Origin of the sequence: Chromohalobacter canadensis (genome assembly GCF_029544075.1) — a bacterium.
Classification (GTDB): domain Bacteria; phylum Pseudomonadota; class Gammaproteobacteria; order Pseudomonadales; family Halomonadaceae; genus Chromohalobacter; species Chromohalobacter canadensis_A.
In genome coordinates, this window is the sequence record NZ_JAJQJH010000001.1 from 517,221 (window position 1) to 528,767 (window position 11,547).

General features: G+C 61.7%; 7 protein-coding genes. 6 read left to right on the forward strand and 1 reads right to left on the reverse strand.

The annotated features are described in order from the left end of the window. Position 1 precedes the first annotated feature (1 nt). The 3 genes from LUN51_RS02450 to LUN51_RS02460 are packed head-to-tail and all read left to right on the forward strand — an operon-like array spanning position 2 to position 4,258. Positions 2–1,390: an HlyD family type I secretion periplasmic adaptor subunit gene (locus tag LUN51_RS02450; RefSeq protein WP_246894057.1), complete on the forward strand. Its 1,389-nt coding sequence runs from the start codon at positions 2–4 to the stop codon at positions 1,388–1,390. Beyond that, a complete protein-coding gene (locus LUN51_RS02455; protein WP_257125227.1) occupies positions 1,390–2,904 on the forward strand; it encodes a TolC family outer membrane protein in 1,515 nt (504 codons plus the stop codon). Before LUN51_RS02450 ends, LUN51_RS02455 begins: the two co-directional genes overlap by 1 nt. Continuing rightward, a complete protein-coding gene (locus LUN51_RS02460; RefSeq protein ID WP_277809979.1) occupies positions 2,882–4,258 on the forward strand; it encodes an undecaprenyl-phosphate glucose phosphotransferase in 1,377 nt (458 codons plus the stop codon). The genes LUN51_RS02455 and LUN51_RS02460 overlap by 23 nt, the downstream gene beginning before the upstream one ends. 10 nt (positions 4,259–4,268) lie before the next feature. Here LUN51_RS02460 and LUN51_RS02465 read toward each other — a convergent pair whose 3' ends face one another. After that, positions 4,269–5,192: a glycosyltransferase gene (locus LUN51_RS02465; RefSeq protein ID WP_277809980.1), complete on the reverse strand. Its 924-nt coding sequence runs from the start codon at positions 5,190–5,192 to the stop codon at positions 4,269–4,271. A 294-nt stretch (positions 5,193–5,486) separates the two neighbouring features. On the opposite strand from LUN51_RS02465, the gene LUN51_RS02470 reads away from it, so the two are divergent. From LUN51_RS02470 to LUN51_RS02480, 3 genes are read left to right on the forward strand one after another with little or no spacing between them, the layout of a single operon-like run. Beyond that, positions 5,487–6,317: an ABC transporter permease gene (locus tag LUN51_RS02470; RefSeq protein WP_277809981.1), complete on the forward strand. Its 831-nt coding sequence runs from the start codon at positions 5,487–5,489 to the stop codon at positions 6,315–6,317. Then, positions 6,307–7,758: an ABC transporter ATP-binding protein gene (locus LUN51_RS02475; protein ID WP_277809982.1), complete on the forward strand. Its 1,452-nt coding sequence runs from the start codon at positions 6,307–6,309 to the stop codon at positions 7,756–7,758. Before LUN51_RS02470 ends, LUN51_RS02475 begins: the two co-directional genes overlap by 11 nt. Next, positions 7,745–11,212 carry a glycoside hydrolase family 99-like domain-containing protein gene (locus LUN51_RS02480; RefSeq protein WP_277809983.1) on the forward strand — a complete coding sequence of 1,156 codons (3,468 nt, stop codon included), beginning with the start codon at positions 7,745–7,747 and terminating at the stop codon, positions 11,210–11,212. The genes LUN51_RS02475 and LUN51_RS02480 overlap by 14 nt, the downstream gene beginning before the upstream one ends. Positions 11,213–11,547: the final 335 nt, after the last annotated feature.

Sequence of the window (11,547 nt, forward strand, 5' to 3'; positions counted from 1 at the left end):
CATGGCGGAGAAAGACTCCTCCCAAGAGATTCAAACGGCATCCGAGCGCCGCGCCGCCTCGCCCGAAACCTATGAAGGTGAAAGTACCGTCGCGCAGCAGCACCCCCCGACCAGCGACAAACGCCATCGACGTCTGGGTGTACTCATCCTGCTGGTGGCCCTGGGCGGCTTCGGCGGCTGGGCCATGTGGGCTGAGCTCGCCGTCGCGGTCGTCGCCCCCGGCTCGGTCTCGGTCGAGTCCTTCAAGAAGACGATCCAGCATTACGAAGGGGGTATCGTGAGCGAGCTGCCTGTCTCCGACGGCGACCACGTCGAGGCGGGCGATACCCTGATCGTGCTCGACAAGACCCAAGCCCAGTCGCAACTATCGATCGCCAAGTCGCAATACCTGATCAATCGTGCCGCCGAGGTTCGCTTGCTCGCCGAGCAAGCCGGCAACGACACCCTCAGTTTCCCCAAGGAACTCGTCGAGGCCGATACCCCGCGCGTGCAAGAAGTGGTCGGCGTGCAGCGGGCACTGTTCGCCGCGCGGCGCCAAGCCCAGCAAAGCACGTTGGAAGGCCTCGATGAACAGATCGAACAAATGCGCGGCCAGATCGATGGGCTCGAACAACAGATCGGCATCAACCAGCAGCGCATTACGTCCCTGAAGGAAGAAGCCGCGGACTTTCGCTCGCTGTTCAAGGAAGGCTTGGGTGACAACCAGCGGCTGCGCGAGCTGGAACGCCAGATTCTCGAATACCAGGGCCAGAACGCACAGCATAAGTCCGAGATCGCGCGCTTGAAATCGCAAATCAGTGGCAACGACGTGCAAAAGCAGGTCAAGCGTCAGGAATATCAAAAAGAAATCGGTGAGCAGCTACGCCAGGCGCAATCCCAGATCGCCGACGCCGAAGAACGCATTACCGCGTTGAGCGATCAGGTCAAGCGTACCACCATCACCGCGCCGGTTGCCGGCACCGTGGTCGGCATGAAGGTGCATACCATTGGCGCCGTGGTCCGCTCGGGCGACCCGATCATGAATGTCGTGCCCAGCAATGACGGCTTCGTCGTCGAGGCCCGCGTGCCTGACCGCGACATCGACAACATCTACAAAGGTCAGGAAGCCGAGATTCGCTTCAGCGCCTTCAACCAGCGCCTGACCAACGTCATTAAAGGCGAAGTTGCCAATGTGTCGGCTGACACCTTCGAAGACGAAGCGACGGGCTCTAAGTACTACAAGGCACGCGTACGCGTCACCGATGCTGGACGCGAGGATATGACCGATAGTATGCAGCTGCTCGCCGGCATGCCTGCGGAAGTATTAATCAAGACCGGAGAGCGCACATTCGCCAGTTATATCGCCAAGCCGATTACCGATATGCTGTCACGTGCGATGCGGGAGGAATGATGCGCGTTCGGCACTGCCTACTACCGTTAGCTTTGGGTGTCATGCTGAATCACCCGGCGCTGGCGCAGGAAGAAGGGCGCTCGCTGCCCGATCTTTCCGCGTACGACAACGCCAGCGACCCCCACGCCACCGGCGGGGCTACCTCGCCGGCGCCAATGGACGCCGAGGGTGGCCCTGTGCTGCCCTCGCTGCCGGGGCTGTTCGAGCAAGCGTTGCGTCACGATGCCGACCTGTCTCAGCAGCGCTACCAGCTCGAAGCCACCCGGCAAGATATCCCCAAGGCCCAGGCCGGATTGTTGCCCCAGCTCGAGGCGAGCGCCAGCTACAACTATCAAGAGTCGGAGAACTACTACACCGATAACCCCAGCTACGACCCAGGCAATGAGCGCGTCAACCCAGACTATGAGGCGCGCTATCAAGGCCGCACCAAGGACACGGTCTGGCAAGTGCAGCTGACGCAGCCGCTGTTCAGCGTGGAGCGCTGGCGCCAGGTCGACAAAGCCGAGGCCCAGGTCGAAGCCAGCGAGTTCAAGCTGGCGGTAGGCGAACGTGACCTGGCCCTGAAAGTCTCTGAGGCCTATCTCAATGCCTTTCTCGCCTCGCGCAAGCTGGGGCTTCTCGACTCCAAGCGTGAATCCTTGAAGGCCAAGAGCCGGCAAGCGCAGCGTTCCTATGATCTTGGCGTGGGGGATCGCATCAACGTGCTCGAGGCTCAGTCGCGCCTCGACCAAGCCATCGCCGACCAGGTCAAGGCCGAGAACGAGTTGTCCAACGCCCTGAGCGACCTGCAGCGCCTGACCGGGCGACTACCTGATTTCGGTGCGCCAACGCTGGGCGACCTGACCCAGGCCGATGTCGACGCCGCCTGGGATGACACCGACACCTGGCTGGAGCGTGCCAAGACCAACCTCCAGGTCAAACTGGCGCGTGCGCAGCGCCGCGCCGCCCAGGTCGACACCGGCGTGCGCAGTGCCGGCCATTATCCGGAGCTCAATCTCAACGTCAGCTACTCCGATCGCGCCTCCAACGATCCCTTCCGCGAAAGCCAGGACACCTCGGCCTCGCTGCAACTCTCGGTGCCCATCTACCAGGGTGGCTACACCTCGGCGGACGTGCGCCAGGGCGAGCTGACCGCCAAGGCCAGGCAAGCCGCCGTGACCAACGAGCTCAACCTGGCGCGCCAGGAAGCGCGCAAGCGCCTGCGCAGTCTGCAGGGCGGCGTGCGTCAGCTCGAAGCGCTGCAGCAGTCCATCCAGTCCAGCCGTTTGTTCCTGGAAGCGGCCGAAAAAGGCGAACAATTGGGCCTGCGCGACCTGGTAGATGTTCTCGATGCCCGCGCCGAGTTGTATGATCTGAGGATTCAGTTCGTCGAAGCCTTGCGTCAGTACCTGCTCGACGACCTCAACCTACAAGCGGCGGTGGGCGATCTGGGAACCCCCGATCTGGTGGATGCCATGGCGCTTCTCGGTCGTATCACGGGCAAGGATGTCAATGATTCCGAGAACAAGCGGTAGCGATATGCTGCGCATGGCGATGCGGTGTTTCGATGCCGGCATCGCCATGGGCGTGTCTTGGCTGGCCTTTCTGCTCATGCCCTCGCTTGCCTATCGCGAGGGCATCGAGTATCCGCTGTTGATTCTTGTCGGCTCGCTATTGCTGCCCGCCGTGGGCGAGCTCTTCGGTCTCTACCGGCCATGGCGTGGGCGTAGCCTGTTTTCCATGTTTGGCGTCTATTGCTTGAGCTGGCTGATGACCGTGATCGTGCTCAGCCTGTTTCTGGTGGCGACACAGAGTACGTACATTTTCTCGCGGCTCTGGATGGGGAGCGCCGCACTTGGCGTGCTCATTTCGGGGTTTTTACTGCGAGCGGGGCTTTACCTTTACTTACGTCGACTGCGTTCGACAGGGCGCAACCTCAAGTGCGTGGTGGTCATCGGCACGCCGAGCAATGTCGAGCGCATTCAATCGCATCTGACGAGCATGCGGTATATCGGCTATCGCGTGCAGCGCACGATCCTCGTTGACGACCCCCAGGCGCTGCCCGGACGGATCGAGTCGCTCGTCAATGAAGCCACCTTCAAGCGGGATTTTCATGAAATCTGGCTGAGCCTGCCGCTCTCCCAGGGTGACACCGTCAAGTGCATCGCCGAACAACTGATTGCGCTCCCGGTGGATGTCCGCTATTTCCCCGACCTGACGGATGTGCGCCTGCTCAACCACCGCATGACGCAGGTCGCCGACCTGTTCTCGTTGGACTTGAACTACAGCCCGCTGGATGGCGCCTCGCGCATCGTCAAGAACATTGAGGACCGGGTGCTGGGCGGGCTTTTGTTCGTCGGGTTTTTCCCCATCATGCTGCTCATCGCGCTCCTGGTCGCCTGCACCATGGGGCGCCCGGTTCTCTTCAAGCAGCACCGGCACGGGCTCGACGGCAAACGCTTTCGCATCTATAAATTCCGCACCATGCGAGCGCACACTGCTGCTCCCTGCCTGCATCAAGCGCAACGCAACGACCCTCGTATCACATCGCTGGGGCATTTCTTGCGTCGCACCAGCCTGGACGAGCTACCGCAGCTCTACAACGTGCTACAAGGGCGCATGTCGCTCGTCGGGCCGCGTCCCCACGCTATGGACCATAACGTCTACTACAAGGACGTCATCGCCGATTACATGCAGCGTCACCGCGTCAAGCCAGGCATGACCGGCTGGGCGCAAGTCAACGGCCTGCGCGGCGAGACGCGTGAACTGCGCGACATGGAAAAGCGCGTCAATTACGACCTCTTTTACATCAATAATTGGTCGCTCGGGCTGGACCTCAAGATCCTGGCGATGACCTTCAAGCGAGGCTTCTTCAACCACCAGCCGTGACGGCGGGCCGCTAGCGCTCGACGGCCCAATAACCGCGATTCATGGAAAGGCGGCGCTTGAGGCGCAACGGTAGCGAGCGCTCGTGCCTTCCTAGCCGGTAGCCCAGATACTTGAGTGCGTTGCGGATGAACGCCCCGGGGATCGCCCACGGTGCATGACGCGCCAGATACCGCAGCTCCGATACCACGAAGCGCTGGCCCTCACGCTCGGCGTTACCCGTCATCTCGAGTATCCACCGTTCGCGGGCATGCAGCACCCCAATATCGAAATAGCGGCGAAACTCCTGGCCCCAGGAATAATTGTGCGAATGCTGCACGCACGCCTGGGCGCAATATGCCAGGTGCCACCCCGCCTGGAGCAACCGCGCGCCCGCCACCATGTCCTCGCTCAGGATAGCGCCGTGCGGGAACCCTCCCGCATCGAGCAAGGCCTGGCGCCGGTAGGCGGCGAATGAATTGGACAAGAACGCCGCCTTGATGCCCCAGCGCGTCATGTCCGACGGGGTGACGCGATGGTCACGGGTGGGATAGTTGAACAGCCGCGCGTGCGCGGCAATAGGAGAGGCATCGTGATGCGGCAACTGGCGTCCATAGGCCGCGCCCACGTTGGGGTCATCGAACGCCGCGAGCAAGTGATCGATGGCCTCCGGCGAGGCCAGCAGCGCATCCTGGGTGAGAAATATCACGACCTCGCACTGCGCGAGTTGGTGCAGGGCCCAGTCCCGCGTACCACCATGATCGAAGTCCGCCCGTGCGATGACCTCGACGCGACAACCGGCCTGCCTGGCCAGCCTCGCTGTAGCATCATCCGAGGACGAGTCGATGACGAGAATGCGCGCCCCCTGAGAAGCCGTCACCGTGCGCTCCAGCCACTCTTTCCACGTCTGCCCCGCGTTGAGGGTGGGGACGCATAGCGTCGCTTTCATCAATTCCATGCTTTTCGTTGCCCAGTGCCAGGTCCGTTTATCGTACGACGCTCAATGAATGGCGCGGGCCGCGGTTTAACAGCCGGATGTGCGGTTGCAGCGGCCCTGAAATCATGCCTTGCCTTGCGAGCCTGATGGCGTGTCAGTCTTGAGGATGACACCGCTGACGAAGACCGCCAAGAGTAGCCCATTGGCGACAATTCTCATTAAAACGCGACTGCTGTAATATGCCCCATCTGATTATCGAGGCGAGCGGCAGCCCGAATGATACGCTGGCTTTGCCCCCGTTGGAAAAGAGGTCCGATGAATCCACACACTTTTCAACCGGCATCGCCCCCCGCGATGCTGGCGCGCCTATGGCGTTACCGTGGTTTGACGCTGAGGATGGTTCAGCGCGATGTGCTTGGGCGCTACAAAGGGTCCGTGCTGGGCCTGGCTTGGTCGTTCTTCACCCCCATCATCATGCTGGGCGTCTACACTTTTGTATTTACGGTCGTGTTCGAAGCACGCTGGGGAATCGAGGCGGAAGGGGGACAGGCGCACTTCGCCCTCCAACTGTTTGCAGGGCTGATCGTCCATGGCCTGTTCGCCGAAGTGCTCAACCGCGCTCCCTCGTTGATCCTGGCCAATAACAACTACGTCAAGAAAGTCGTCTTTCCACTGGAAATCCTGCCGATGATCCCGCTGGGATCGTCGCTCTTTCATGCCTCGGTCAGCGTCGTGGTACTACTGGGGGCCGAGCTGTTCATCGACGGGGGCGTTCCGGCGACGGTCATTCTGCTGCCGATCGTGTTGCTGCCGCTGATAGTACTATCAATGGGGCTGGGCTGGCTGCTTGCCTCGCTGGGCGTGTTCCTGCGGGATATAGGCCAGACCATCTCGCTGCTGACCACCATGTTGCTGTTTCTATCGCCCGTCTTCTATCCGCTATCCGCGTTACCCGAAACGTTTCGCCCGTTCATACTGGCCAATCCGCTCACCTTCATCATCGAGCAGACACGACATGTCGCCATCGACGGGCAACTGCCCGACTGGGGCGGGTTGAGCGTCTATCTGCTGGGGGCACTGGTTATCGCCTGGCTAGGTTTCGCCTGGTTCCAGAAAACGCGCAAGGGGTTTGCCGATGTCCTCTGATGTCACCGATGAAATCGCGCATTCACAAAAAGACTACACCGACACCGACCCCGCTCTGTCGCCAAACGCAGACAGTGCGATACGGGTCAACGACGTTGCCAAGTATTACCAGATCTATGCCAGCCCCGGCGATCGCCTGAAGCAATTCATCGTGCCTCGCCTGCAGCGGCTCGTCGGCCTTGCACCGAGTCACTACGGCCGCGAATTTCGCGCCCTCGACGGGGTTTCCTTCGATATTCCTCGCGGTGAAACCGTTGGCATCATCGGGCGCAACGGCTCGGGCAAGTCGACCCTGCTGCAAATGATCTGCGGCACGCTCGCCCCCACCGGCGGCGAGATAGCCACCCACGGGCGTATCGCTGCCTTGCTGGAGCTGGGGGCGGGTTTCGACCCCGAGTTCACCGGGCGTGAAAACGTCTACATGAACGCCACCGTGCTGGGCCTCACCCGCAGCGAGATCGATGCACGCTTCGATGACATCCTGGCGTTCTCCGAAATCGGCGATTTCATCGACCAGCCCGTCAAGACCTACTCTAGCGGCATGTACGTGCGCCTGGCCTTTGCGGTCATCGCCCACGTCGATGCCGACATCCTGGTGATCGACGAAGCGTTGGCAGTTGGCGACGCCTTCTTCGTGCAGAAGTGCATGCGCTTTCTGCGCCAGTTCATGAAGACCGGGACCGTGATTTTCGTTAGCCACGACACCTCGGCGGTGCTCAGCCTCTGCCAGCGAGCCATCTGGCTGGATGGCGGCCGGGTAGTCGCCGAAGGCGAGCCCAAGGAAGTCGCCAACGCCTACCTGGAGGCCTTCTTCGAGTCCAGCCAGGGGGCCAGTCAAGCCACGACGGGCGGCAAGGCATCGAGCCGCGGCCATAAGCGTCGCAAGACACGGGACATGCGACTCGACTTCATCAACACCACCCAGCATCGCAACGACATCGAACTGTTCGAATTCGACCCCTCGGCGGGCGGCTTCGGCAAGGGTGGGGCGGTAATCGAGAGCGCCGTGCTCACCGATCTGGACGGTCACCCGCTCAGTTGGGTGGTCGGTGGGGAGGAGGTCACACTCGAGATTCATGCCCGTGCCAACAGTGACGAACCGCTGCGCCGGCCGATCATCGGCTTTTACGTCAAGGACCGGCTGGGGCAGACCTTGTTCGGCGACAACACCTTCGTCACCTATCGTGACGCTCCCGTGAGCACCGGCCCGGGACAGCCGCTCCAGGCCCGCTTCACCTTCCGCATGCCGGTGCTGCCCCACGGCGACTACAGCATCAGCACCGCGATCGCCGATGGCACCCAGGACGACCACGTCCAGCATCACTGGATACACGACGCGCTCTTCTTCAAGTCACATTCAAGCAGCCAGAGTCACGGTCTTGTCGGCATTCCCATGCACGATATCAGCCTAGAGGTAGAAAGCCCGTATGAAGCAGATTGAACAAACCACGTTGGCCGGCACCGGCGAGCGCTTCATGCCTGAGTTCGACGGCAGTATCGTCGCCGAGCATCTTCATCGTTACCTGCTCGCCCGGCGTCATGTCGAGGGTCTTGCGGTGCTCGACATCGCGAGCGGCGAAGGCTATGGCAGCCACCTGCTGGCCGAGCGCGCTGCAAGTGTGGTTGGCGTGGACATCGACCGCGACAGCATCGCCCATGCGAAGGCGACCTATCAGCGTGAAAACCTTGAATACCTTATCGGGGATTGCGCCGACATCCCCTTGCCGAACGACAGCTTCGATGTCGTGGTCAGCTTCGAGACCATCGAACATCATGATCGACATGCGGAAATGCTCGAGGAAATCAAACGCGTGCTGCGCCCTGATGGGCTATTAATCCTGTCGAGCCCCGACCGCTACGAATACAGCACCGTGCGCAACTTCGACAATCCCTACCATGTTCGCGAACTCTATCGCCATGAGTTCGAGGCGCTGCTGAGCGAGTACTTTGCGCACCATACGCTGCTGCCTCAGCGTGTCGTTTACGGCTCGGCCATCTTCGGTGGGCAGGGCGATGAGTCGTTGCTGACATATAGTACCGATCATGCCGACGGCCGGCCTGGATTGCCGGACCCCATGTACTGGATCGCTCTGGCCTCCGATGCCGACAAAGGGGTGCCGGCGGTGGCCAGCAGCTTCTACCGGCACTCGTTGGAGCACAGCGACGAGGTCCTGCAGCTCGAGCGTAGCCTGGATGAGCACGAGGACGAGATCGCCCAGCAGCGTAGCGCCATAGACGAGCGGGAGTCGCGCATTGCCACCATGCAAGCCGCCCTGAGCGACCAGACCCAGGCCATCGAGACGCGCGATAGACAGCTGGAAGAGTTACGACTCGAACGTGATGAACGTATCGCCGCGCTTCAAACCAGCGAGAATCATACCCGCTGGATGTACAGCAGCTACTTTCATCTTCAATCGCGCGCGCGCTCGCCCGGTTGGCTACTCAAGCGCTTTGTGGCACGTCTAGTGCAACTGCCTGCGGAATACTGGCGGGCCAGCCACGAGCGATCGCTCATCGTCGAGTCGGGGCTGTTCGATGCCGACTGGTACCGTGAACAGAACCCCGACGTGCATGAACTTAACCTGGACCCGCTGCATCATTACCATCGCCATGGCGGTTACGAAGGTCGGGCCGCATCCCCCGACTTCGACACCGGCGATTACCTGCGTCGCCATCCTGAACTGGCCACCGGGCGGCAGCATCCGTTGTTGCATTATCTAGAGACCATACGCCACAAGGCTGGCCGAGCATCCGCCGGGCAGAATGGTGCTGAGACGGGCGAGGGCATCACCCAGGTTACCGGTGACCGGTTGTTCCCACAGCTGTTCGAAGACGCCTCTCAGGTCAGCGAAAACCGTACCGAACTCACCGATCATCATCTCGACGGTGATACCCGAATTCGCGCCATCGCCCTGTACCTGCCGCAATTCCACCCCATCGCCGAAAACGACCGCTGGTGGGGCAAAGGGTTCACCGAGTGGACCAACGTCAGCAAGGCCGTACCGCAGTTCGTCGGCCATGAGCAGCCGCGCCTCCCCGGCGAGCTGGGCTTTTACGACCTGCGTCTGCCGCAGGTTCAGGAGCGCCAGGTCGAACTGGCCCGTCAGCACGGCCTCGAAGCCTTCTGCTTTCACTACTACTGGTTCAGCGGGCGCAAGCGCTTGTTGTACACGCCCATCGAGCAGTACGTGGCCAACCCCAACATCGACTTTCCGTTTTGCATTTGCTGGGCCAACGAAAACTGGACGCGGCGTTGGGACGGTCAGGAAAACGACGTGCTCATGGCCCAGCGCCACGAGCCGCATGACGACCTCGAATTCATCGAGGACCTGGCGCCGTTGCTCGAAGACCATCGCTACCTGCGCGTCGACGGCAAGCCGCTACTGATCGTCTACCGCATCGATATCCTGCCTGACGCCCGCAAGACCGCGGAGACCTGGCGCGAATACTGTCGCGAGCGTGGCATTGGCGAAATCCACCTGGTCGCCGCGCAGAGCTTCGGCATCGGCGACCCCACGCCCTATGGCTTCGATGCCGCCGTCGAATTTCCCCCGCACGGCCTTCAGGCGAACCAGATGGCAAGCGAGCTGGAATTCCTCAACCCCGACTTCGCCGGCCGCGTCTACGACTACCATGACGTCGTCAACACCCAGCTGGCCAAGCCGGCGCCGGACTATCGTCTCTACCAAACCGTGTTTCCCGCCTGGGACAACGAAGCCCGCAAACCCGGGCGTGGGCACATCTTCCATCGTGCCAGCCCGGCCGCCTACCGGCGCTGGCTGGCCCACGCCTGCCGCCATGCCGACCACAACGGTGGCGACGGCCAACTGGTCTTCATCAACGCCTGGAACGAGTGGGCTGAAGGCGCCTACCTCGAACCTGACCGCCGACACGGTTACGCCTACCTGCAGGCGACCCAGCAGGTCCTTGCGCAATTCCCGGCGCCAGCGAGCGATGACTCGCCCCGCGCTATTCGCGCGATGACCGCCGTAGAGCGTCATCACGATACCGCCGTGGTGTTGCATCTGTACTATCCCGACCTGTGGGACGAGATCAGTCCTTACCTGGCGCATCTGAACGGCGACTACGACCTCTACGTGACCCTGCCCGAGAGCGCCTCCGACGAGGCCGAGGCGCGGGTGCGGCGTGACGTACCCGAAGCGCGATTCGCCCGTGTCGCCAATCGTGGCCGCGATATCTCCCCCTTCCTGGAAGTGCTGCGCGGCATCATGGAGCACGGCTACGGTCAGGTCTGCAAGGTACACGCCAAGCGCAGCGTGCACCGTGGCGACGGCGACGACTGGCGTCGTGAAATGTTCGGTAGCCTGCTCGGCTCCGCCGAGAAGATCGCCGCCATTCGCAGCGCTTTCGAAAAGCACGGCGACCTGGGGCTGGTGGGACCGGCGGGGCATTGGCTATCGTATACCCGCTACTGGGGCATCCACCCCGAAAGCCCGGCCCGGGTCAAGGCGCTGCTCAAGGCCATGGGCAGCGAAACCCCGCTCGATTCCCTCAACTTTTTCGCCGGCTCCATGTTCTGGTGTCGCCCCGAAGCATTGAAACCCCTGCTCGACAACGTTGACTGGGACGACTTCGAGCATGAGCTGGGGCAAACCGATGGCGCGCTGGGGCACATCCTCGAGCGCGTGATCCCCCACGCCTGCCAGCATGCCGGCTTTAGCGTGGCCGACACCCGCCATCCCGACGACCCCACCGCATTGAGTCAGCCGCTCAAGCATTACGCCTATGCGGCGCCATGCCCCGCGCCGGATGCTGTGGCCGACCCCCAGCCCGCGCGGCAGTGGCCCGGCTTCCAGGCCCGCCTACGCCAACTGGCCCGCAAGAGTGCCCTGGCCCGCAGGGTACGGCGCGAGATCCTCAATCGGATTGGTTGAAGGTGCCTTTCGGGAACCGACCCAGCGCCAAGCGCTGGGTCGGTTCCACTCTGGGCTCGCGTTCCCAACCCGGTGCAATCACGCGTGCCGGATGCAGACCATGGATGTCACGTCGATATCACGGGGTGAATTTTCCTTCTCACATCCCTTGTTTTAGAGTGTCTAATGTTTCTTTTCTCCCTTTTTCTGCGGATTACAATGTAAGTGAATGTTCACTTCTTAACAGGAATCGCGAGTTTTAAACCCCTGAATTGCGCTTACTAACCTGTTTTAACTAGCGCTTGCAAAGTGCGTCACCGGGCTCTAGCATCCACGTGAGGTGAGAACAGTCAGGT

What these genes read in the sequence shown, in the direction of transcription:
- LUN51_RS02450 (WP_246894057.1), top strand. Translation starts at nt 2, where the DNA reads ATGGCGGAGAAAGACTCCTCCCAAGAGATTCAAACGGCATCCGAGCGC.
- LUN51_RS02455 (WP_257125227.1), top strand. Translation starts at nt 1,390, where the DNA reads ATGCGCGTTCGGCACTGCCTACTACCGTTAGCTTTGGGTGTCATGCTG.
- LUN51_RS02460 (WP_277809979.1), top strand. Translation starts at nt 2,882, where the DNA reads ATGATTCCGAGAACAAGCGGTAGCGATATGCTGCGCATGGCGATGCGG.
- LUN51_RS02465 (WP_277809980.1), bottom strand. Translation starts at nt 5,192, where the DNA reads ATGGAATTGATGAAAGCGACGCTATGCGTCCCCACCCTCAACGCGGGG.
- LUN51_RS02470 (WP_277809981.1), top strand. Translation starts at nt 5,487, where the DNA reads ATGAATCCACACACTTTTCAACCGGCATCGCCCCCCGCGATGCTGGCG.
- LUN51_RS02475 (WP_277809982.1), top strand. Translation starts at nt 6,307, where the DNA reads ATGTCCTCTGATGTCACCGATGAAATCGCGCATTCACAAAAAGACTAC.
- LUN51_RS02480 (WP_277809983.1), top strand. Translation starts at nt 7,745, where the DNA reads ATGAAGCAGATTGAACAAACCACGTTGGCCGGCACCGGCGAGCGCTTC.